The 22301-nt window shown below is 72.9% G+C and carries 17 protein-coding genes; 10 read left to right on the top strand and 7 right to left on the bottom strand.

Annotated elements, in window-relative coordinates:
- Positions 1 to 17: 17 nt before the first annotated feature.
- On the bottom strand, positions 18 to 776 hold the full coding sequence (grpE, locus tag CLT68_RS07140) for a nucleotide exchange factor GrpE (protein WP_088950901.1): 759 nt from the start codon (positions 774 to 776) through the stop codon (positions 18 to 20).
- A gap of 48 nt (positions 777 to 824) precedes the next feature.
- Positions 825 to 2702, bottom strand: a complete 1878-nt coding sequence (gene dnaK / locus CLT68_RS07135; protein ID WP_099849634.1) for a molecular chaperone DnaK — start codon at positions 2700 to 2702, stop codon at positions 825 to 827.
- A gap of 220 nt (positions 2703 to 2922) precedes the next feature.
- Here dnaK and CLT68_RS07130 point away from each other — a divergent pair, with 220 nt between their 5' ends.
- From CLT68_RS07130 to CLT68_RS07120, 3 genes are read left to right on the top strand one after another with little or no spacing between them, the layout of a single operon-like run.
- Positions 2923 to 4764, top strand: coding sequence for an ABC transporter (locus CLT68_RS07130; protein ID WP_099849632.1), 1842 nt, complete (start codon positions 2923 to 2925; stop codon positions 4762 to 4764).
- Positions 4761 to 6446: a GTPase gene (locus tag CLT68_RS07125; RefSeq protein WP_088950898.1), complete on the top strand. Its 1686-nt coding sequence runs from the start codon at positions 4761 to 4763 to the stop codon at positions 6444 to 6446. Before CLT68_RS07130 ends, CLT68_RS07125 begins: the two co-directional genes overlap by 4 nt.
- Before the next feature lie 57 nt (positions 6447 to 6503).
- Positions 6504 to 7727, top strand: coding sequence for a hypothetical protein (locus CLT68_RS07120; protein WP_088950897.1), 1224 nt, complete (start codon positions 6504 to 6506; stop codon positions 7725 to 7727).
- A gap of 66 nt (positions 7728 to 7793) precedes the next feature.
- Here CLT68_RS07120 and CLT68_RS07115 read toward each other — a convergent pair whose 3' ends face one another.
- Both CLT68_RS07115 and CLT68_RS32815 read right to left on the bottom strand, forming a co-directional pair.
- Complete coding sequence (locus CLT68_RS07115; protein ID WP_099849630.1) at positions 7794 to 8417, bottom strand: phosphatase PAP2 family protein; 624 nt, start codon at positions 8415 to 8417, stop codon at positions 7794 to 7796.
- Between the two features lie 65 nt (positions 8418 to 8482).
- Complete coding sequence (locus CLT68_RS32815; RefSeq protein WP_158240868.1) at positions 8483 to 9310, bottom strand: hypothetical protein; 828 nt, start codon at positions 9308 to 9310, stop codon at positions 8483 to 8485.
- A gap of 603 nt (positions 9311 to 9913) precedes the next feature.
- Between CLT68_RS32815 and pdhA the strand changes: the two genes are divergently transcribed.
- The 6 genes from pdhA to CLT68_RS07080 all read left to right on the top strand — a co-directional run bounded on the left by pdhA (position 9914) and on the right by CLT68_RS07080 (position 19057).
- A complete protein-coding gene (gene pdhA / locus CLT68_RS07100) occupies positions 9914 to 11089 on the top strand; it encodes a pyruvate dehydrogenase (acetyl-transferring) E1 component subunit alpha (protein ID WP_099849628.1) in 1176 nt (391 codons plus the stop codon).
- Positions 11089 to 12078 (top strand): alpha-ketoacid dehydrogenase subunit beta, encoded by a 990-nt coding sequence (locus CLT68_RS07095; protein WP_099849626.1) that lies wholly within the window; start codon positions 11089 to 11091, stop codon positions 12076 to 12078. The genes pdhA and CLT68_RS07095 overlap by 1 nt, the downstream gene beginning before the upstream one ends.
- Positions 12075 to 13577 (top strand): dihydrolipoamide acetyltransferase family protein, encoded by a 1503-nt coding sequence (locus CLT68_RS07090; protein WP_199177001.1) that lies wholly within the window; start codon positions 12075 to 12077, stop codon positions 13575 to 13577. Before CLT68_RS07095 ends, CLT68_RS07090 begins: the two co-directional genes overlap by 4 nt.
- 218 nt (positions 13578 to 13795) lie before the next feature.
- Positions 13796 to 13933, top strand: coding sequence for a hypothetical protein (locus CLT68_RS33095; RefSeq protein WP_165435866.1), 138 nt, complete (start codon positions 13796 to 13798; stop codon positions 13931 to 13933).
- 342 nt (positions 13934 to 14275) lie between these two features.
- Positions 14276 to 16993 carry an LppU/SCO3897 family protein gene (locus CLT68_RS07085; RefSeq protein ID WP_099849624.1) on the top strand — a complete coding sequence of 906 codons (2718 nt, stop codon included), beginning with the start codon at positions 14276 to 14278 and terminating at the stop codon, positions 16991 to 16993.
- Positions 16994 to 17218: 225 nt separating this feature from the next.
- Positions 17219 to 19057, top strand: a complete 1839-nt coding sequence (locus CLT68_RS07080; RefSeq protein WP_099849622.1) for an NHL domain-containing thioredoxin family protein — start codon at positions 17219 to 17221, stop codon at positions 19055 to 19057.
- A gap of 30 nt (positions 19058 to 19087) precedes the next feature.
- Here CLT68_RS07080 and CLT68_RS07075 read toward each other — a convergent pair whose 3' ends face one another.
- From CLT68_RS07075 to CLT68_RS07065, 3 genes are read right to left on the bottom strand one after another with little or no spacing between them, the layout of a single operon-like run.
- Positions 19088 to 19837: a LamB/YcsF family protein gene (locus CLT68_RS07075; protein WP_099849620.1), complete on the bottom strand. Its 750-nt coding sequence runs from the start codon at positions 19835 to 19837 to the stop codon at positions 19088 to 19090.
- A complete protein-coding gene (locus CLT68_RS07070) occupies positions 19821 to 20684 on the bottom strand; it encodes a 5-oxoprolinase subunit C family protein (RefSeq protein WP_099849618.1) in 864 nt (287 codons plus the stop codon). Before CLT68_RS07070 ends, CLT68_RS07075 begins: the two co-directional genes overlap by 17 nt.
- Positions 20681 to 21337 (bottom strand): 5-oxoprolinase subunit B family protein, encoded by a 657-nt coding sequence (locus CLT68_RS07065; protein WP_099849616.1) that lies wholly within the window; start codon positions 21335 to 21337, stop codon positions 20681 to 20683. Before CLT68_RS07065 ends, CLT68_RS07070 begins: the two co-directional genes overlap by 4 nt.
- Positions 21338 to 21444: 107 nt before the next feature.
- On the opposite strand from CLT68_RS07065, the gene trhA reads away from it, so the two are divergent.
- Entirely contained in the window at positions 21445 to 22122 is a 678-nt protein-coding gene (gene trhA / locus CLT68_RS07060) for a PAQR family membrane homeostasis protein TrhA (RefSeq protein ID WP_088950888.1), read from the top strand.
- The last annotated feature ends 179 nt before the right edge of the window (positions 22123 to 22301 follow it).

Raw genomic sequence — 22301 nt, 5'->3', positions numbered from 1 at the left:
CCGGTCACTGTCTCGCACTATTCCGGATCCGCGACCGCGACCAGCGCGGGGCGCAGCAGCCGCTCACCGAGCTGGTAGCCGCGCCGCATGACCTGGACGCAGGTCGGCTCGCTGACGTCGGCCGAGGTCTGGTGCGCGACCGCCTCGTGCCGGGTCGGGTCGAACGGGTCGCCCTGCTCGCCGAAGGCGTTCAGGCCGAACTTGCCCAACGCGGTGGTGAGCTGTTCCGCCACCGTGCCGAACGGCCCGACCAGGTCGCCGTGTTCCCGGGCCCGGTCCAGGTCGTCCAGGATCGGCAACAGCGCGGCCAGAACCGAGCCGGTCGCCTGCTCCTGCACCAGGCTGCGGTCCCGGTCGACCCGCTTGCGGTAGTTGGCGTACTCCGCCGACACCCGCTGCAGATCCCTGGTGCGCTCGTCCAGCTCGGCCCGGAGCGCCTCCAGCTCGGCGCCGAGCGAGGTGCCCGTGCCGCCGCCGTCGACCGGCTGCGCCGGGGCGTCCACCACCGCCGGGCCGGATGGTTCCGGACCGTCGGTGGCGTTGACCTCGACCTCGATCTCGTCGACCACCACCTCGGCGTCCTCGACCAGGCCCTCGGCCGGTACGCCGGTCTCGGCGTCGGCCGCGGTGCCCTCAGGCTCCGACGTGTCGATGAGCTTGCGGTTGTTGCGGATGACGACCCGCTCCTTGTCGCCGGTGGTCGGCTCCGTGGGCGCGGAGCCACCCGGCGTCGACCCGGTGTCGGCCGGGTCGGCGGCTCGTGGCTTCTGCGTCATGCGGCTACCTCATCCCCTTCGCCGTGGATGCGCGTCCGAGGCCGGTGGTCACTTCTTGCCGTCCTCGTCCACGATCTCCGCGTCGACCACGTCGTCGGCCCCACCGGCCTGCGCACCGGTCGTGCCGGTCGCACCGGTCGCGCCGGCCGCACCCGGGCCGGGCTCGCCGCCCGGCTGCTGGCCCTGCTCGGCCTGCTGCGAGTAGAGCAGCGAACCGGCCTGCTGGGAGACCTGCGCCAGCCGCTCGTGCGCGGACTTGATCTTCTCGATGTCCTGGCCGCCGAGGGCACCACGCAGCTCGCCGAGCGCCTCGTTGAGCTGCTCCCGGTTTTCGGTGGGCAGCTTGTCGCCGCTCTCGGCGAGGAACTTCTCGGTCTGCCACTGGAGCGCCTCGGCCACGTTGCGGGTCTCGGCGTCGTCGCGGCGGCGCTTGTCCTCCTCCGCGTGCTCCTCGGCGTCCCGGCGCATCCGCTCGATGTCGTCCTTCGGCAGCGAGGAGCCGCCGGTGATCGTCATCTTCTGTTCCTTGCCGGTGCCCAGGTCCTTGGCGTGCACGTTGACGATGCCGTTGGCGTCGATGTCGAAGGCGACCTCGATCTGCGGCACGCCGCGCGGCGCCGGCGGGAGGCCGGTCAGCTCGAAGGTGCCGAGCTTCTTGTTGTAGGCCGCGATCTCACGCTCACCCTGGAAGACCTGGATCAGCACCGACGGCTGGTTGTCGTCCGCCGTGGTGAAGACCTCGGAGCGTTTGGTCGGGATGGTGGTGTTGCGCTCGATCAGCTTGGTGAAGATGCCGCCCTTGGTCTCGATGCCCAGGCTCAGCGGGGTCACGTCGAGCAGCAGGACGTCCTTGACCTCACCCTTGAGCACACCGGCCTGGAGGGCGGCGCCGACGGCGACGACCTCGTCCGGGTTGACGCCCTTGTTGGGGTCGCGACCGGTGAGCTGCTTGACCAGGTCGGTCACGGCGGGCATCCGGGTCGAACCGCCGACCAGGATGACGTGCTCGACGTCGGAGATCTTGATCCCGGCGTCCTTCACGGCCTGCTCGAACGGGCCCTTGCAACGGTCCAGCAGGTCCTGCGTCATCCGCTGGAACTCGGCGCGGCTCAGCGTCACGTCGAGGTGCAGCGGGCCGGCCGCGCCGGCGGTGATGTACGGCAGGTTGATGTTGGTCGTGGTGGCGGCGGACAGCTCGATCTTGGCCTTCTCGGCAGCCTCACGGAGGCGCTGGAGGGCCATCTTGTCCTGACCGAGGTCGATGCCGTGCTCACCACGGAACGTCTTGACCAGGTGGTCGATGATCCGCTGGTCCCAGTCGTCGCCACCGAGCTGGTTGTCACCGCTGGTCGACTTGACCTCCACGACACCCTCGGCCAGCTCCAGCAGCGACACGTCGAACGTGCCGCCGCCGAGGTCGAAGACCAGGACGGTCTGCTCCTTGGAACCCTTGTCCAGCCCGTACGCCAGGGCGGCCGCGGTCGGCTCGTTGACGATCCGCAGCACGTTGAAGCCAGCGATCTCACCGGCCTCCTTGGTGGCCTGGCGCTGGCTGTCGTTGAAGTAGGCCGGAACGGTGATCACCGCGTCGGTGATCTGCTCACCCAGGTACGCCTCGGCGTCCCGCTTGAGCTTCATCAGCGTCCGGGCCGAGATCTCCTGCGGGGTGTACTTCTTGCCGTCGATGTCGACGGACCAGTTCGTGCCGACCTCGCGCTTGACCGACCGGATCGTCCGATCCGGGTTGGTCACTGCCTGACGCTTGGCGACCTCGCCGACGAGCACCTCGCCGTTGCGGGCGAACGCGACGATCGACGGAGTCGTCCGCGACCCCTCAGCGTTGGCGATGACGGTGGGCTCACCGCCCTCGAGAACGCTGACGCAGGAGTTCGTCGTGCCGAGGTCGATACCGACCGCACGTGCCATGTTCGCTTCCTCGCTTCGTAAGGTTGTGCAGGTGACGGGCACTGCCCGCGGCTGCCTGGCGAGCACCGCCCGCAGCGGGCCCCACCACAAGTTGAGTGAACTTGACTCAATAGTGCCACGCGTTGGCGAATCGTCAAGTTGAGTTGAGTCAACCCGACGCAACCCACCCGTTATTACCGTCCGGTTGTCTTCTCTTGCATCGGTCGGGCACGCTTTAGCGGTGACGACGCACGGCGATTCCGCCACCCGTTCCGGCGCGCCCGCCGTCGCATCCCGCACCGGCCCGCCGGACGCCGCGGAGGAGCCGCCCGCCACCACCGGGGACGACAGCCTCCCCGGCGCACTGTCGGGCCTCCGGGAGGCGATCGGTGCGACCCGGTACCCCCTCGCGCTGCCCACCGCCGGGTCCGCCCGGCACAACGCCACCGCCCTCACCGACCAGCTCGACGACTATCTGCTGCCCCGGCTCGCCCGGCTGGACGCCCCACTGCTCGTGGTGGTCGGCGGCTCCACCGGCGCGGGCAAGTCGACCCTGGTCAACAGCCTGGTCAAGGCCCGGGTCAGCGCCGCCGGCGTGCTCCGGCCGACCACCCGCTCGCCGGTGCTGGTCTGCAACCCGTCCGACGCAGCCTGGTTCCGGCAGGGTGACCTGCTGCCCGGGCTGACCCGCACCACCGAGCCGAGCGAAGATCCGCGCGCGCTGCACCTCGTCACCGCGCCGGCCCTGCCCGCCGGGCTGGCCTTCCTCGACGCGCCCGACATCGACTCGGTGGTGGACGCCAACCGGGCGCTCGCCACCCAACTGCTCGCCGCCGCCGATCTCTGGCTCTTCGTCACCACCGCCGCGCGGTACGCCGACGCGGTGCCCTGGGAGCTGCTGCGCAGCGCCCGGTCGCGAGGCGCGGTGATCGCCATGGTGCTGGACCGGGTGCCCGCCGAGGCCACCGACGAGATCGCCGCGCACCTGAGCGAGATGCTCGCCGAACAGGACCTCGGCCGGGCACCGCTGTTCGTGCTGCCGGAGACCTGGGTCGACGGGCAGGGGTTGCTGCCCGAGGGGGTCACCGCATCGCTGGCCGACTGGTTCGCCCGGCTGGCCGGCGACGCGGACGCCCGGGCGGCGGTGGTCCGTCAGACGCTGGACGGGGCGCTGGCCGCCCTGCACCCCGCCGTCGAGGAGCTGGCCGACGCCGCCGACGAGCAGCTCGCCGCCGCCGACGGGCTGGACGAACGGGTCCGGGCCGCGTACCGGGGTGCCGAGCGCACCGTCGAGCAAGGGCTCCAGGACGGTCGGCTGCTCCGGGGCGAGGTGCTCGCCCGCTGGCAGGAGTTCGTCGGCACCGGCGAGCTGTTCCGCACCCTGGAGGCACGGATCGGCCGCCTGCGGGACCGGGTGGTGGCCGCCGTCACCGGCCGGCCGGCGCCCTCCGTCGAACTCCGCAACGCCATCGAGTCGCAGCTGGTGACACTGCTGCGCGGGGTGGCCTCGGAGGCCGCAGAATCCGCGTACACCGGCTGGAAGGCACACCCTGCGGGCGCCGACCTGCTCGAACCGGCGCTCGCCCACCCGAGCGCCGACCTGCCCGAACGCGCCGAACGGATGGTCCGGGACTGGCAGCGCGGGGTGCTGGAGCTGGTCCGGGTCGAGGGCGGGGACAAGCGGTTCGTGGCCCGCACCGCCGCGTACGCCGTCAACGCCACCGGGCTGGCCGTGATGATCGCCGTGTTCGCCTCCACCGCGTTCATCCCGACCGGGCTGGAGCTGGCCACCGGGGCTGGCACCACCGTCGCCGCGCAGGCCGTACTCCAGGCGATCTTCGGCGACCAGGCGGTGCGTACCCTCGCCGCCAAGGCCCGCACCGACCTGCTGGAGCGGGTGCGGACGCTGCTCGACGCGGAGGCCGACCGGTTCCTGCGCCGCACCGCGGACGCCCGCCCCGCCGCGGACGCCGGCGACGGCCTGCGCCGGGCCGCGGGCCGGGTCGAGCTGGCCCGGCACCGCAGCGGCCTGTCCGCCGCCGGCAACACGCAGCCGGCCGCCGACGAGGAGGGTTTCCGGTGACGAACATCACCGGCCGGGTACGCGAGGCGTTCCGCGGAGACCAGCGGGTCGACGCCGACGTGCTGATCGCCCGACTGGACGCGGTACGCCGGTTCCTGACCGCGGTCGACGGCCTGCTGCCGGACGCGGAGCTGGTGCCCGCGCACACCCTGGTCGAGCGGGCCGGCACCCGACTTGCGCTCTCCCGGGACCACACCGTGGTTGCCCTGGCCGGTGCCACGGGCAGCGGCAAGTCCAGCCTCTTCAACGCGCTGGCCCAGCTGGAGCTGTCGCCGGTCGGGGTCCGTCGGCCGACCACCGGCGTCACCCACGCCTGCGTGTGGGGCCCACTGGAGGGCGCCAACCGGCTGCTCGACTGGATCGGCGTGCTGCCCCGACACCGTTTCGTCCGGGAGAGCGCCCTGGACGCGGACGACGAGACGGCGCTGCACGGGCTGATCCTGCTCGACCTGCCCGACTTCGACTCGGTCCAGCGGTCCCACCGGCTCGAGGTGGACCGACTGCTCGGCCTGGTCGACCAGGTGGTCTGGGTGGTCGACCCACAGAAGTACGCCGACCGGGTCATCCACGACAGCTACCTGCGCGAGTTCCACCGGCACCGCGACGTCACACTGGTCGTGCTCAACCAGGCCGACCGGCTGCCCCCGGCGGAGGTGCCCCGGGTCCTGGACGACCTGCGCCGACTGCTCGACACGGACGGGCTGACCGGTGTGCCGCTGCTGTCCACCACCGCCATCGACCCGGCCGGGATGGTCGGGCTGCGCGGTGCCCTGGAGCGGACCGTCGCCGAGCGGCAGGCCGCGCTGCGCCGGCTCGCCGGTGACGTCGACACGGTCGTCGCCGGGCTGGACGAGCTGGTCGGCTCGGCCCGACCGGCCGGTGGGCCGGACGACTCGACAGTCGACGGCTTGAACCGGGCGCTGGCCGGAGCTGCCGGCGTGCCCGCGGTGACCGAGGCGGTGCAGCAGGCGTACCGGCACCGGGCCGTCGCGGCCACCGGCTGGCCCCTGGTCCGCGGCTGGCGCCGGTTGCGACCCGACCCGCTGCGCCGGCTGCACCTGCCCGGCCCGGCCGACGCGGGGGCCGACGCGGCGGAGAGCCTGGTCGCGGCCACCTCCGTGCCGGATCCGACGGCCGCCCAACGCTCCGCACTGGGTCTGGCGATCCGCGCGGTGGCCGACCGGGCCGCCGCCGACCTGCCCGCCGCCTGGCCCGGCGCGGTCACCGCCGCCGCCCGGTCCCGCCTCGGCGACCTGCCGGACGCGCTGGACCGCACGATCGCCGGCACCGACCTCGGCCTCGGCCGTCGACCGCTGTGGTGGCGGGTCGTCGGCGGTTTGCAGTGGCTGGTCACCCTGGCCGCCGTGGTCGGTCTGGGCTGGCTGGTGCTCGGCTACGCGCTGCGGGCACTCGGCCTGCCCGCGCTGGACAACCCGATGGTCGGGCAGGTGCCACTGCCGACCCTGCTGCTGCTCGGCGGTCTGCTGGCCGGGCTGCTGCTCGCGGCGCTGACCCGACCCGTGGTGCGCTGGGCCGCGCGGCGTGCCCGGGCCCGCGCCGAGCAACGCCTGACCGCGAAGGTGGCCCGGGTGGGCGAGGAGTACGTGCTCACACCCGTGCGGGTCGTGCTCGGCTCGTACGCACAGGCACGCGACGCGCTGAGGGACGCCGCCCGCCGCTGACGCTCCGCACGGCTCGCTACCGCTCTGCGTACGCCCCGGGCGGCGTAGGGTCGGAGCATGGCCACGCCTCAGACCCCCTACGACGCGGTGCTGCACGCCGCACGCGACGTGACCAAGCTGGAGTCCGCCCTCGACGCCGAGATGCTCGGCAGCGCGCTGCTGGGCAGTGTCTACGCGATCGCGGAGACCGACCGCGACACCGCCGTACGGGAGTTCGTCACCGGGTTTCTCGCCGCCACCGCCCGTCGCCGGGTCGCGGCCGCGACCACCATCCGGCAGGTCTTCGCCACGCTCGTCCCGGACGCCGAGGGCACCGATCGGGTGCGTCCGGGCAGCCAGGCACCCACCTGGGCCGGTCAGCTCGGCCGGGTGCACCTCACCGGCACGTGGGCGTACGGCGACGTCTACGGCGACCAGACGTCCTACCTCGCCACCTTCGCCTACGACGACGCGTCCGGCGGCTCGGAGCACGCGCTGGTGGCCCTGGTGGACCACAACATCGGGATCACCAAGGACATCTTCGTCGGCGGGCCGGCGGAACGGATCCTGGACCAGGTCCGCCAGATGTGCGCGGACGACGAGCTGACCTGGTTCCGCACCGAGAATCCGGCCCAGCTCCGTGGCGAGGTGGCCCGCCATCTCGCGGTGACCGACGAGCTGAGCGAGTTGCCCGGCGAGGGTTCCCTCGCCACCGACCGGGCGCTGGTCGGTGCCCGGCTGGCGCTGCTGCCCACCGCGGCCGACCCGACCGGCCCGGCGGAGGTCGAGCCACTCTCCGCCGCCGAGCGCACCGACCTGGTCCGGCGGTTCCTCGCCGCGCCGGAGGCCACCCGCTTCGGGCTGGATTCCGTCGACGGCCCGGAGCTGGCCTCGCTGCACTTCTGCCTGAGCCTGCTGCTGGACCACTCGGCGACCTTCCCGGACGCCGACCCGATGCGCTGGAGCCCGGCGGTGTCCGGGCTCTTCCTGCTCGACTGGGTGCACCGCCGTGCCGTGCTGGACATGGACGACGCCGCGATGCTGCCCCGGGTGCTGCGTGCCTGGGCGCGGTACGCGTCCCGGCAGCGCGGTCTGCCCGAGGCGGCGACCACGCGCACCGACGAGGCGATCGAGGAGATGGTGCCGGAGTTCGCGCGCCTGTACTCCACTGGTGAACGACGCAGCGCCGCCACCGCCGCGGTGGCACAGCTGATGGCCGACGGTGTGGACCCGGACGACCCGGCCGCCCTGGACGCCTGGATCGAGGCGAACCGGCACCGCCTGGCCGACGACGGGGCCTGACGACACCCGAGGCCGGGCGGCATATAGCGCCGCCCGCCTCGGCCCGGCCGGTGCCTGCGGCGGGTCTCAGCGCAGTGGGCCGAAGACCGCCGCGGCGATCAGCGCGCCGAGCACACCACCGGCGAGCACCTGCGGCACCGTGTGGTCCCTCAGTCGCACCCTGGACCAGCCCACCACCGCCAGCAGCGGGGCGGCGACGAGCACGCGCGTTCCGAACGTCAGGGCCAGGATGACCAGGGTGCCGGCGGACACCGCCGAGTGGATCGACATCTTCCACCAGTGGCTGACCGACACGGCGACCACGAGGCCGACGAGCCCGGCCACCGCCAGCGCCAGCAACGGGCGGGGCGCGCCGAGCACGGCGAGCAGGGCGAGCCCTCCCGCGACCGAACCCAGGCCGACCAGCAGTGGCACCCGGCGCTGCTCCCGACGGCCGATGTGGTGGTCGGTGAGCCGGCCACGGCGTACGCCGCCGACGATGTAGGCGAACGGGATGCCGGTGACGAAGATCGTGGCGAGCAGACCCCAGACGAGGCCCTGACCCGGACGGCGCGCGCTGTGCCAGCTCACCGTGATGATCAGCAAAGACACGAGGACGGCCGGTGCGGTCACCTCGGTGACCAGCCGGGCGATCCGCCGCCCCGGGCCGGGTCGGCTGGTGACCGGGCGGAGTTCGGTACCGCCGCCCACGTCACCCCCTCCGGTATGCGCCTACCGCCGACCACCGCCGGCACCGGATGGGCCGCGCCTGTTCGTCACCGTACCGCCGGGGACACCGTCGGGTGCGGCGGTCCGGCCAGCGATGCCAGGCCGGCCGCGAACGTCGGGAGATCTGTCGGAGACGACGCGACCGACGGGCTGGGCCGGCTGGTCGGCACGGCGGGGGTGACGGGCGGCGCGGGCCTGGTGGCCGGCACGGACCGGGTGCTGGTCGGCGCGGGCCTGGTGGCGGGCACCGACCGGGTGCAGGTCGGGACGGCGGTGGCGGTCGAGGCGTCCGTCGGCGTGGGGGTTGGCTCCAGCGTGGAGGTCGGAGTCAGCGTGGGCGTCGGGTCCAGCGTCAACGTCGGGGTCGGGGTCGGAGTCGGAGTCGGGCTGGGAGTCGGCGTCGGATCGGGGCCCGGCGAGTCGGTCGGGTCCGGGTCGGTCGGACCGGGGTCGGTCGGCGAACCGGTCGGCGACGACGGGGGGACGGCCGGTGAGGTGCCCCGGGGCGGCTTCGGCGCCACCGGCGGGTGCGGCGCCCGCGGGGCGGGCCCCAGGTCGGTCACTGTGGGCCCCGGCCCAGGCCCTTCCCGGGTACGCCGGGGAGCGGCAGGCAGCCAGCCGCTGGTGGGGCCGACGCTGGGTGAGCCGGGCGGTGGGACTGACGGCTGGCTGGTCATCGGCAGCGGAATCAGCACCGGCCCGACCGACGGGGTCGGGATGAACGGGATGCTGCTGTCCGGCAGCGCGGTGCTGCCCGGGGTGGCCGAGCCGGCGCTGATCGCGGCGAGGATCGGCATCGACGCGGTGCCGGCCAGCAGCGCGACGGTGAGCAGGTAACCCCGGGTGGGGCCGCCCGCGCCGGGAGCACGGTGCACGCCGACCACCCTGCGGTAACCGCCTGCGGACCGGTGCCGGCCGAGGGCTGGTGTGCCGGGACCATCACCTGGCTCGTGCACCGCACACCCCTTGTCGTCGGCCGTCGGAGGACATGGATGGACGCCGCCGGCGCTGAAGCCGGCAAATAACTCGATAGGCGCGATCCTGCGGTAATCAGCCTTACGTAGTCACGCTCCGTCGTCCAACCCCCACCGCGTGTCGACACGCGGTGCTGACCGAACGGTGACGAATCATCGCCGGATCGCCCTCGAAACGCAGGCCAGCATGATGGCGACAAACGATGGCAAAGCATGGGCGGTCGGAATGCGGGGCAGGCGTACTGTGGGCGCGCTCACCTGCTCTGCGAATATGGAGCACGACGGCAACGCAGCCGTGACCTCCGCGCACCCTCGCGGCAGGCGCGGTTGAGCGCCGGCACTCCCGATCCGGGTTCGGCCAGAACCCGGATCACGCCGTGCGGCAACCCCCACCGGGGCTAGGCGCGGCCGCCAGGAACCGGCCCGGCAGCAGCCGGGCAGGCGCACGAGTTGCGCGGCCGGGTGACCCCCCGGTGCCGACGCAGACACGACAGGGAGAGACCGATGGCAAAGGGCGACCCCGGGGGCACCACCCGCAGCAGGCGGCCTGCACCCCGCTCCAAGAAGGGCGCGGCCGGTAATCCGGAGCTGGTGCAGCTGCTCACCCCCGACGGCGAGCGCATCGACAGCGCCACCGGGCCGGACGGCACCGTGTACCGCGTGGACTTCACCGACGAGGAATACCGCGGGCTCTACCGCGATCTGGTGATGGTCCGCAAGCTGGATGCCGAGGCGACCGCCCTCCAGCGCCAGGGCGAGCTGGGCCTCTGGGCCAGCCTGCTCGGCCAGGAGGCCGCCCAGGTCGGCTCCGGGCGGGCGCTGCGATCGCAGGACATGGCATTCCCGACCTACCGGGAGCACGGCGTCCTCTACTGCCGGGGCATCGACCCGATCATGCCGCTGGGCCTGTTCCGCGGTGTCGACCAGGGCGGCTGGGACCCGAACGAGTTCAAGTTCAACATGTACACGATCGTCATCGGTGCGCAGACCCTGCACGCCACCGGCTACGCCATGGGCATCACCATGGACGGCAAGATCGGCAACGACGACGGCGAGGCCGCGATCGCCTACTTCGGCGACGGGGCCACCAGCCAGGGCGACGTGAACGAGGCGTTCGTCTGGGCCAGTGTCTTCAACGCGCCGCTGGTCTTCTTCTGCCAGAACAACCAGTACGCGATCTCCGAGCCGCTGGAGCGCCAGACCCGGGTCCCGCTCTACCAGCGGGCCGCCGGCTTCGGCTTCCCCGGCGTACGGGTGGACGGCAACGACGTGCTGGCCTCGTACGCGGTGACCCGCACGGCGCTGGACAACGCCCGGCACGGGCAGGGCCCGAGCCTGATCGAGGCGTACACCTACCGGATGGGCGCGCACACCACCTCCGACGACCCGACCCGCTACCGGATCGCCAGCGAGGTCGAGTCGTGGCAGGCCAAGGACCCGATCATCCGGGTCAAGGCCTTCCTGGAGAAGCAGCAGATCGCCGACGCGACCTTCTTCGCCGAGGTCGACGAGCAGGCCCGCCGCGAGTCGGTGCACCTGCGCGAGCGGGTGCTCAACATGCCCAACCCGGAGCCGGTGACGATGTTCGACCACGTCTACCCCAACGGCTCTCCGCTGCTCGACGAGCAGCGCGCGAAGTTCAACCGCTACATGGAGTCCTTCGAAGGGAGCGCCCACTGATGGCCACGGAGACGCTCACCCTCGGCAAGGCCCTCAACACCGGCCTGCGCCGCGCCCTGGAGACCGACCCCAAGGTCATCATCATGGGCGAGGACGTCGGCAAGCTCGGCGGCGTCTTCCGGATCACCGACGGGCTCCAGAAGGACTTCGGCGACCAACGGGTCATCGACACCCCGCTGGCCGAGTCCGGCATCATCGGCACGGCGGTCGGTCTGGCCATCCGCGGCTACCGGCCGATCTGCGAGATCCAGTTCGACGGTTTCGTCTACCCCGCGTACGACCAGATCGTGTCGCAGGTGGCGAAGATGCACTACCGCTCGGGCGGCAAGCTCAGCATCCCCATGGTGATCCGGATTCCGTTCGGCGGTGGCATCGGCGCCGTCGAGCACCACTCCGAGTCGCCGGAGGCGTACTTCGCGCACACCGCCGGTCTGAAGGTCGTGACCTGCTCCAACCCGCAGGACGCGTACGTGATGATCCAGCAGGCCATCGCCTCGGATGACCCGATCGTCTTCCTGGAGCCCAAGCGGCGCTACTGGGAGAAGGGTCAGGTCGACCTGGACGCGCCGCTGTCCGAGGCGTACCCCCTGCACTCGGCCCGGGTCGTGCGGCCCGGCACCGACGTCACGGTGCTGGCCTATGGGCCGATGGTGCGGACCTGCCTCGAGGCGGCGACCGCCGCCGCGGAGGACGGCCGGGAGCTGGAGGTCATCGACCTGCGCTCGCTCTCCCCGCTGGACCTGGGCGCCGCGTACGAGTCGGTGAAGCGCACCGGCCGCGCGGTCGTGGTGCACGAGGCACCGTCCAACATCGGTCTCGGCGCCGAGTTGGCCGCCCGGATCACCGAGGAGTGCTTCTACTCCCTGGAGTCGCCCGTGCTGCGGGTCACCGGCTTCGACACCCCCTACCCGGCCTCCCGGGTGGAAGAGGAATACCTGCCCGACCTCGACCGGGTGCTCGACGCCGTCGACCGCACCTTCGGCTGGTGATCGACATGTCCCGGATCAAGACGTTCAACCTGCCCGACCTGGGCGAGGGGCTGACCGAGGGCGAGATCCTGGCCTGGCTGGTCAAGGTCGGCGACACCATCGAGCTGAACCAGCCGATCGTCGAGGTCGAGACCGCCAAGGCGGCGGTGGAGATCCCGGCGAAGTGGGCCGGGCAGGTGCAGGCGATCCACCACCCGGAGGGCACCACCGTCGAGGTCGGTACGCCGATCATCGCGATCGACACCGATCCGGGTGCCGGCCCGTTGGAGGCGCCGTCGACCACGGCCACGCCCAGCAGTGACCTGCCCACCCCGTCGGCGGCCTCGCTGGCGGCGGTGGAGGTGGCGCCGGCCGAGGGCATGATCGAGCCCGGCCTGATCGGCGGGGCGGCCCCGGGTGGGCGGACGGCGGTGCTGGTCGGTTACGGCCCGCGTACGACGGCCGCGAAGCGTCGCCCGCGCAAGGGTGCCACCCCCGCCGGGGTCGATCATGGAGTTGTGGTGGTTGACAAACCAGCCACAACCCCCACGATTCCGGCACCACAAGTCCATGATCGACGCAACCGCGAGGGCGGGACGGGCCTCGCGAGCGGGGTTGGGGCGCAGGCGGGAGGGCTGGTTCTGGCCAAGCCTCCGGTGCGCAAGCTCGCCAAGGACCTCGGGGTCGACCTCGGCACGGTGACCGGGTCGGGCCCGTTGGGTTCGATCACCCGGGAGGACGTGCAGCAGGCGGCGAGCGGTGCCGTGGCCGAGCCGATCGCGACCCCGTCGGTGACGACGAGCGCCGCGAGCTTCGGCACGGACCGCGAGCAGCGCATCCCGGTCAAGGGGGTTCGCAAGCTCACCGCCGAGAACATGTCCCGCTCGGCGTTCACCGCCCCGCACGTGACGGAGTTCCTGACCGTCGACGTAACCCGGGCGATGAAGGCTCTGGACCGACTGCGCGGTCGACGGGAGTGGCGCGACGTACGGGTCTCGCCGCTGCTGCTGGTGGCGAAGGCCGTGCTGCTGGCGGTGCAGCGTCACCCGATGGTCAACTCGACCTGGGCCGGCGACGAGATCATGGTCAAGGACTACGTCAACCTCGGTATCGCGGCGGCCACCGAGCGTGGCCTGATCGTGCCGAACGTCAAGGACGCCGGCCGGCTCTCGCTGCGGGAGTTGGCGGACGCACTGAACGGCCTGGTGCAGACGGCCAAGTCCGGCCGTACCTCGCCAGCCGACATGTCCGGTGGCACCCTGACCATCACCAACGTCGGGGTGTTCGGAGTGGACACCGGCACGCCGATCCTGCCGCCGGGCGAGTCCGCGATCCTGGCCTTCGGTGCCGTGCGGGAGATGCCCTGGGTGCACAAGGGCAAGGTCAAGGCGCGTCAGGTCACCACGCTGGGGCTGAGCTTCGACCACCGGATCATCGACGGTGAGCTGGGTTCGAAGTTCCTGCGCGACATCGGCGACTTCCTCACCGATCCGGAGGCGGCGCTGCTCGCCTGGACCTGATCGTTCGCGACGCCAGCCACGGCCGGTGTGCCACGGGTTAACGCCCGGCACACCGGCCGTGTCGTTTGGGCGACGGAAACGTCAGCCAGATCGACTGTTGACCTTTGATTGTTAGGCAGGTGTCTCAGCTCACCTAACAATCGATGGAAGTTGGCCGGGTTCTGCGGTTAAATAGACCCATCAGGGGCTGACAACCGAATAGCTAGGGGGACCCACCAATGAGCATGATCGAGCGAATCCGCAACCACCGCGACGCGACCCGCCGCGCCCGTGCCATCGAGCACGCGCTGCGCTCGGCGAACTCGCCGGCGGTTCGCGAGGAAATCCTCGTCATCGCCCAGCGTCACATGAGCTGACGCTCCTCGACATTCCCACCTCCTCCAGATCGATGGCCCACCCGGTCCGCCGGGTGGGCCATCGGCGTCTCCGGCCATCGGCCACCGGGATTCCGCCCTGCCGCAGCGCCCGGTACGGTGGGCTTCGGTCGCCGCCCGCCGACCCGGCAGGGGCCGAGCTGACAGAAGCTGCTCGACACCGACCGGCCACGCAAAGTGACGACCGGTGCTCCTTGGACGGGCCGTGCCACCACCCGATACCGTGCGGGGAGCCGGCACAGCGGTACGCCGGTGACGCCGGCAGCCATGCCGAGGAGACCGATCGGCACCGGCGAGCCGACATGTGATGGAGGAGGCGCACCCATGACGTCCGAGGGCCCGCACCGCCCCGGCCAAGAGCCGGACGAGGTGTCACCGGGCGCCGGCGGACCGGCGCCGTACGGCGACCGCCCGGCGCAGCCGGACAACAGCCACAACGCCGCCGGCCCCGACCTGGGCTGGGCGCCCCCGCCGCCGACGCGGCCCAACCCGTCGACGCCAGCATGGGCGACCCAGTCCGAGCAGCCACCGGCCCCTGCCTGGGGTGCCGCCGCTGCCCCGCAGCCCAGCGATCCGGCGCAGCCTGCCTGGGCGGCCGGCGGCACGAGCGAGCCGCCGCAGCAGCCCGGCACCTGGCCCGGCAACGACGGCACGCCGGCCCCCGCGCAGCCTGCCCCCTGGGCGGCGCAGCAGCAGGGCTGGACGCCGGCCGAGCAGAGCGCACCCGCACCAAACTGGACTCCGAACGCCGCTGAGCAGCCCGAGTGGGTGCAGGCCCAGCCGGCCGCGCGAGGCGCCGCGCAGGTGCCTCCGGCCACCGCTGCCTGGCCTGCCCAGGAAGACCCGGCCCGAGCCGGAGGCTGGGGTGGGGCGCAGCAACCCAACCCGCCCGCCGGTGACTGGCACGGCGCCGAGTCGCAGCAGCCCGAGATGCCGCAGGCCGGTGGTTGGTCCGGCGGCGCTCAGCAGGACGACGCGGCCGGCAACGGCGGTTGGCCCGCCAGCAACGCCGCCGCGCGCGACGACCAGCCGGTGTGGACGCCGGCTGAGCAGTCGCCGCCGGCCTGGGGCCAACCTGCCGAACCGACCGAGCAGCCCGCCCCTGAGTGGGGACAGGCCGCCCAGCCCGGCGCCGCCCGTGGCGCGGCCCAGGTGCCGGCACCGGCGGCGAACTGGCCCAGCCAGGACGACCCGGCCCACTCCGGTGGATGGGCCGCACAGCAGCAGGCACAACCCGCAGCCTGGAATGACGGCGGCGACGCGCGGCAGGACCAGGCCGAGCAGCCGGCTGCCTGGGGCGGGGCCGAGAGCCGTCCGCAGCAGCCCGACTGGGTGCTCGCACCCCAGGACCAGCCGGCCGAACGGCCGGAGCCGGCAGTGTGGAATCCGCCGGAGCAGAGTGGCCCGCCCGCGCGTGCCAGCGTCAGTGTGCCCAGCAACGACGGCGTGCCCGGCTGGGCCGCCAACCAGGACAACGCCGCACAGGCCAGCCCCAGTGTGCCGGCGGTCGAGCCGTGGGCACCCGGTGAGGTGTGGGGACGCGCCGAAGCGGAGGCCTCCGCCCAGTCCCGCGGTGGCTGGGAGGCGGACCGGGGCGACGAGGCACCTGCCTACCAGCCCGGGCCCGCGCCGGGCATCTCGCCCGCGAACGCGGTGCCGCTGCCCCCACAGGAGCAGCGTGTGCCGGGCGCCAGCCTGGCCGCCGCCCCGCCGGCCGACTACGCGCCGCCCCAGGCCCAGTTCGCCCCGATCCCCGAGCAGCCCGCGTACGCCGAGCGGGAGGCCCCGGACGCCGCCGGGCAGTACGAAGCGGAGCCGGCCGGTTGGGGCCGCGCCGGCGACGCTCCCGCGAGCGGCGGCGCCATGGTGCCTGCCCCGCGTACCTCTCCGGAGTCAGGAGCGGGCCGCGCGGTCGTGCCGGCGTCGGAGGCCGACTCGGCGGACGGCGCAGCCGCCCGCGCCACTGCGAGCGCTTCGGTGCCGCTGGCCAGCCGGGTGATGCCACCGACCGACCAGGCCATCCGGCCGACCGGCACGGCGACACCACAACCCCGGGTGTACGGCCGCCCGGCTCGACCCGAGCCGGAGAACGAGCCGGAGCCGGAGGCGTTCCAGGGCGACCCGGGAGCCGACCGGCAGGCCGCCCCGGAATGGCAGAACGACTCCCACCGCCAGGCCGCACCGGAATGGCCGAACGAGTCGCAGCGCCAGGCCGCACCCGAGTGGCCAAACGAGTCGCAGCGCCAGGCCGGTCCCGGTTGGGGCGGCGAGTCGGCGGCCGATCCCCGCTTCGACGACCGGCAGCCCGCACCGAACGCGTTCGGTGAGGCCCCGTCGGCGCCGCCGGCGTTCCCGCCCGGTGTGCCGTCCTTCGTCGACACGCCCGGCAACAACCGGCCGATGAACGGCACCCGGCCGCACGCCGGTGCCGAACGACCGGCCGACCAGTTCGGCGGCCCCGGGTCACCTGCCTCCGGCGCCGCCGCGGTGAACGGGGCGTCGGCCTTCGGAGGGTCGAACTTCGGTGGGCCAGGGTCCGGCGGGTCGGGCTTCGGTGCCGGGCCGGCAACCGAGCCGGTGCCGGGCGGAAACTTCCCGCCGTCGTTCCCGCCCGCGCAGCAGCCCACGTCGTCCTGGGGCCAGGAGGCCGGCCAGTCGGACCAGGGCCGGTTCGACGCGTTCAAGCCGGACGCCGACGAGCCGAAGGCGGAGCCGCCCACGCCGAAGGTCCGCAACGGCCGGGTGCTGGCCGCGGTGCTGATCGCTGCGGTGTTGATCCTGGCGGTGCCGCTCGGCCTGCTGATGCTGCTCGGCAAGTTCGGCGGCGACGACGGTCCGTCGTTCGACCCGGCGGTCGGCACCTGCGTGAAGCAGTCCGGTCAGGGTGGCGCCACGGCGGCGGACTGCGGCGAGGCGGACGCTTTCACGATCGTCTCGAAGGTGGACGTCAAGGAGAAGTGCACCGACACGACGCAGCCGCACGTGGTGCTGCCCGGTGACGGCACCAACCGGGTGCTCTGCCTCAAACCGGCCACGAAGTAGCTCGACCGGCGGCGGGGTTCACGGGCGACCGTGACCCCGCCGCCGTCGTACCCCCTGGGCCTTCCTGCCTCGTCCCGTTGATCGTTGGCAGCTGAGCAACTCGACACGCCGAGCAACGCACTGCTGAGCTGCCGCCACTGCTGAGCTGCCGCCGATCGAAATGTTGACTGTCGTCCGGGTCACGACGACCGATACGGAGAAGCCTCGCCGTGGCAGGCTGACAGCATGGGAACGACTGCACGAGTACGGGCTCCAGAGCTGCACGGCCGGGGTTGGCTGAACACCGGTGGACGCGATCTCAAGCTCGCCGACCTTCGCGGCAAGATCGTTTTGGCGGATTTCTGGACGTTCTGCTGTATCAACTGCCTGCACGTTCTCGACGAGCTGCGCCCGTTGGAGGAGAAGTACGGTGACGTGCTCGTCGTGATCGGTGTGCACTCGCCGAAGTTCGAGCACGAGAAGGACGCCGACGCGCTCGCCGCCGCCGTCGAGCGGTACGGGGTGCACCACCCCGTGCTCGACGATCCTGAGATGGAGATGTGGCAGCAGTACGCCGCGCGGGCCTGGCCGACCCTGTCGGTGATCGACCCCGAGGGGTACGTGGTGGCCACCATGGCCGGCGAGGGGCACGCCGAAGGGCTGGCCCGGCTGATCGACGAGCTGATCGCCACCCACGAGGCCAAGGGCACCCTGCACCGGGGCGACGGTCCGTACGTCCCGCCGCCGGCGCCGGAGACCGCGCTGCGTTTCCCCGGTAAGGCTGTGCAGCTGCCGAACGGCAACCTGCTGGTCTCAGACTCGGCCCGGCACTCCCTGGTCGAGGTTGCCCCGGACGGCGAGACGCCGGTGCGCCGGATCGGCTCGGGCGAGCGGGGCCGGGCCGACGGGCGGGCCGCCGCGGCGACATTCTCCGAGCCGCAGGGCGTGTGCCTGCTGCCCACGCATGTCGCCGAGGTCGCCGGCTACGACCTGGTGGTGGCCGACACGGTCAACCACCTGCTGCGCGGCGTACGGCTGGAGTCCGGCGAGGTGGTCACAGTCGCCGGCAGTGGGCGGCAGTGGCGCGCCTCGGTCGACGACCACGCCCACGACGCGTTCGCCGTCGACCTTTCCTCCCCGTGGGACCTGGCCTGGTACGACGACAAGCTGATCATCGCGATGGCCGGCATCCACCAGCTCTGGTGGTTCGACCCGATCAAGCGGACCACGGGCATGTACGCCGGCACCACCGTCGAGGCGCTGCGCGACGGCCCGTTGGCCGAGGCGTGGATGGCGCAGCCGTCGGGGCTCTCGGTCTCGGCCGACGGCACTCGGCTCTGGGTCGCCGACAGCGAGACCAGCGCCATCCGGTACGTGGAGAACGGCGTGCTGGGCACCGCCGTCGGGCAGGGCCTGTTCGACTTCGGGCACGTGGACGGCCCGGCGGAGACGGCGCTGCTCCAGCACCCGCTGGGCGTGTGCGCGCTGCCGGACGGCTCGGTGCTGATCGCTGACACGTACAACGGCGCGGTGCGCCGCTTCGACCCGGCCAGCAACCAGGTCTCCACTGTCGCCGACGGGTTGGCGGAGCCGAGCGATCTGGTGCTCACCCCGGCCGGTGAGGTGCTGGTGGTGGAGTCCGCCGCGCACCGGTTGACCCGGCTCGCCCCGGGTGCCCTGTCGGCGGCGGGTGCCAGCACGGTGGACGGGCCCCGGCACCGCACCGAGCGCAAGCCGACCGACGTCGCGGCCGGTGAGGTCACCCTGGACATCGTCTTCACCCCGGCGCCGGGGCAGAAGCTGGACGAGACGTACGGGCCGTCGACCCGGTTGGTGGTCTCCGCGTCTCCGCCGGAGCTGCTGGTGGACGGTGCCGGCACGGGCACCGAGCTGTCCCGTCGGCTGGTGCTCAACGGCGAGGTCACCGCCGGGGTGTTGCAGGTGACCGCCCAGGCGGCGACCTGCGACGCGGACGTCGAACACGCGGCGTGCCACCTGACCCGGCAGGACTGGGGCGTACCGGTCCGGGTGGTCGACGGTGCCGTGACCCGGCTGCCTCTGGTGCTCCGCGGCCTGGACGCCTGACGTTCCGGAGGGGCCTTCGGGCCCCTCCGGTCAGGCGAACGGGGCCAGCGGGATGTCGGCGTCGATCAGGGTGGCGCGGACCAGCTCGGCGGCGGAGACCGCGCCCGGGGTGTCGCCGTGCAGGCAGATCGAGTCGACCGAGCAGGGGATGACGGTGCCGTCCACCGCCACCACGCTCCGCTCGACGGCCATGCGCACCGCCCGTTCGGCCACCTGCTCCGGGTCGGTGATCACCGCGCCGGGGGTGCCGCGCGGCATCAACGCCCCGTTGGGCAGGTAGGCACGGTCGGCGAAGGCCTCGGCGACGACCGGCAGGCCCGCGCCGACGGCGAGCTGAGCGAGCGTCGAGCCGGGTAGGCAGAGCACGGGCAGCTCGGGGTCGTACCCGGTGACCGCCGCGACCACCGCCGCCGCCTGGGACTCGTCGGTGCTCGCCGCGTGGTAGAGCGCGCCGTGCGGCTTGAGGTAACGGACCCGGGTGCCGAACAGCCGGCAGAACGCGTTCAGCGCCCCGAGCTGGTAGGTCACCTCGTCGCGCAGCTCGGCGAAGTCGTACGCGATGTGCCGTCGACCGAAGCCGGCCAGGTCCCGGTAGCCGACCTGCGCGCCCACCGCGACCCCGCGCCGTGCGGCGCCCTCGCAGACCCGCCGCATGGTGGACGGGTCGCCGCCGTGGAAGCCGCAGGCGACGTTGGCGGAGGTGACGAGGCCCAGCAGCGCCTCGTCGTCGCCGAGTCGCCAGATGCCGAAGCCCTCGCCCAGGTCAGCGTTGAGGTCCATGGAATCTGACGGTAGTCCCTGGGCGGGCCTGCGCGAGCGGGGTCACGTCGGTGACCACCCCGATGACGGGGTATCCGCCGGTGGTCGGGTGGTCGGCCAGGAAGATCAGGGGTTGTCCGTCGGCCGGCACCTGCACCGCGCCGAGCACGATGCCCTCGCTGGGCAGCTCGCCGGCGACCGCGCGGGGCAGCGGCGCGCCGGCGAGTCGCGCGCCGACCCGGTTGCTCACCGGGCTGACGGTGTACGCGGTGCCGAACAGCAGGTCGAGTGCGGCTGGTGTGAACCAGTCGTCGCGAGGGCCGAGGCTGAGCATCAGGTGCAGCTCCGGTGGGGGCGCGGAGCAGACGGTCAGGTCCACCGGCGCGGGTGCGTCGAGCGGCTCGCCGAGCGGCAGCCGGTCGCCGTCGCCCAGCCGAGGCGGACCGAGCCCGGAGAGGGTGTCGGTGGCCCGGCTGCCGAGCACCGGCGACACGTCGATGCCGCCCGCCACCGCCAGCCAACTCCGTACGCCCCGACGGGCTGGGCCGATCCGCAGCACCGTCCCGGCCGGCACGGTGAGCGGGCGCCCGGTGTCGCCGGGCCGATCGCCCGCGTGGACGGTCACCTCGGCGCCGGTGACCGCCACCGTGGTGGCCCGGGTCAGCCGCACCGTGCAGCCGGTCAGGGTGATCTCCAGGCCGGCGGTGTGCTCCGGGTTGCCGACCAGGCGGTTGGCCAGCCGCAGGGCCGCCGGGTCGAGGGCACCGGACCGGGGAACCCCCAGGTGCGCCCAGCCGGGCCGACCCAGGTCCTGCACGGTGGTGAGCGCACCGGCGCGGAGCACCTCGATGGCGGGCGGGCGGGTCATGCCGCGGCCATCCGGACCGGGGTGCCCGGGCCGAGTCGGGCCGGCGGGTCGGCGTGGACGTCGAAGAGGACCAGGTCGGTGCGGCCGACCAGCTGCCAGCCGCCGGGTGACGCGCCCGGGTAGATGCCGGCGTACGGGCCGGCCAGGGCGACCGAACCGGGTGGCACCCGGGGGCGGGGCGTGGCCAGCCTGGGCAGCGCCAGCTCGGCAGGCAGCCCGGTCAGGTACGGGAAGCCGGGGGCGAAGCCGCAGAACGCGACCCGGAACCGGGTGCCGGTCAGCCGGGACAGCACGGCGGGCACGTCGACGCCCCAGTGCTCGGCCACCGCCGGCAGGTCGGGTCCGTCAAAGTCGACCGGAACGACGGTCTCCGTGCCGTCGTCGTGCTCGTCCGCGCCGCGACGGGCGGTGGCGGCGGTCACAATGGCCGGCGCCCACCGGGTCAACTGCTCGGCCGTGGCAGCCGCGTCCGGCAGGCCGTCGAGCAGGACGGTGCTGGCCGCCGGCACGATCTCGGCGGCGGCCAGGTCACCCTGCTCCCGACGCCGCCACAGCTCGGCTCGCCATGCGTCGACCAGGTCGACCTCGGGCACGCCGTCGGGGTTGGTGCAGTCGAGGAGCAGGGCGTGCGCCCCGACGGGTCGGATCCGCATCGGCTCATCTTCGCCGATGGCCGGCGGTCGCGGTGTTCACGGCGACGGTGCCGGGTGTCACCGCCGTGACTACTTGCAAGTAACCTACGGTGCCGTAACCTGAGGAGGTGACCACCTCCGCCCCGCTTCGCCTGAAGCCGGTCGACATCGGTAAGCCCCGGATGCGCGGCTGGCTGCACACGTACGCCTTCTTCGTCGCGGTGGTGTGCGGCATCGTGCTCTGCTCGATCGCCGCCACCCGACCCGGCTGGGCGCCCCTGGTCAGCTGCCTCATCTACAGCCTGACGGTCTGTGGGCTCTTCGGCACGAGCGCGCTCTACCACCGTCGGGTGTGGTCGGAGCGCGGCTACCAGCTGATGCGCCGGATGGACCACTCGATGATCTTCGTGTTCATCGCCGGCACGTACACGCCGCTCTGCGTGATGCTGCTCGCACCCCGCCCGGCCACCGTGATGCTGTCCCTGGTCTGGGGTGGCGCACTGGCCGGCGTGGCGCTCAAGGTGGTCTGGCCGCACGCGCCGCGCTGGGTGTCCGCGCCGCTCTACCTGGCGCTGGGCTGGGTGGCGGTGGCCATGTTGCCGGAGATCCTGAACGGCGGCGGCGTCACCGCACTGGTGCTGCTGGTCGTCGGCGGCGCGATCTACAGCGTCGGCGCTGTCTTCTACGCCTTGCGGCGGCCCAATCCGTGGCCGACCGTCTTCGGTCACCACGAGTTCTTCCACGCCTGCACGCTGCTGGCGGCGCTCTGCCACCACATCGCGATCTACTTCGCACTGTTCGCCTGAGCACCGAGGCGAGGACGCAGGCGCGCCCGCACCGCAAGATCCGCGCAACTTCGGGGAAACTGCTGCCTCCACGGGCTTTCAGGCAGCAGGTTCCCGGAAAGTGCGCGGATCTTGCCAGGGGTGGCCGGGGTGGTGGTCCCTCCGGGTAGAGACGCGAGCCGGGGCCCCGCGACGCTGCG

This window comes from Micromonospora sp. CNZ299 (assembly GCF_002754415.1).
The sequence above is the reverse complement of the archived record's forward strand: the minus strand, read 5'-3'. Positions and strand labels throughout refer to the sequence as shown.

Coding starts and splice junctions, on each gene's coding strand:
- grpE (WP_088950901.1), bottom strand. CDS start 776: ATGACGCAGAAGCCACGAGCCGCCGACCCGGCCGACACCGGGTCGACG.
- dnaK (WP_099849634.1), bottom strand. CDS start 2,702: ATGGCACGTGCGGTCGGTATCGACCTCGGCACGACGAACTCCTGCGTC.
- CLT68_RS07120 (WP_088950897.1), top strand. CDS start 6,504: ATGGCCACGCCTCAGACCCCCTACGACGCGGTGCTGCACGCCGCACGC.
- pdhA (WP_099849628.1), top strand. CDS start 9,914: ATGGCAAAGGGCGACCCCGGGGGCACCACCCGCAGCAGGCGGCCTGCA.
- CLT68_RS07095 (WP_099849626.1), top strand. CDS start 11,089: ATGGCCACGGAGACGCTCACCCTCGGCAAGGCCCTCAACACCGGCCTG.
- CLT68_RS33095 (WP_165435866.1), top strand. CDS start 13,796: ATGAGCATGATCGAGCGAATCCGCAACCACCGCGACGCGACCCGCCGC.
- CLT68_RS07085 (WP_099849624.1), top strand. CDS start 14,276: ATGACGTCCGAGGGCCCGCACCGCCCCGGCCAAGAGCCGGACGAGGTG.
- CLT68_RS07080 (WP_099849622.1), top strand. CDS start 17,219: ATGGGAACGACTGCACGAGTACGGGCTCCAGAGCTGCACGGCCGGGGT.
- CLT68_RS07075 (WP_099849620.1), bottom strand. CDS start 19,837: ATGGACCTCAACGCTGACCTGGGCGAGGGCTTCGGCATCTGGCGACTC.
- CLT68_RS07070 (WP_099849618.1), bottom strand. CDS start 20,684: ATGACCCGCCCGCCCGCCATCGAGGTGCTCCGCGCCGGTGCGCTCACC.
- CLT68_RS07065 (WP_099849616.1), bottom strand. CDS start 21,337: ATGCGGATCCGACCCGTCGGGGCGCACGCCCTGCTCCTCGACTGCACC.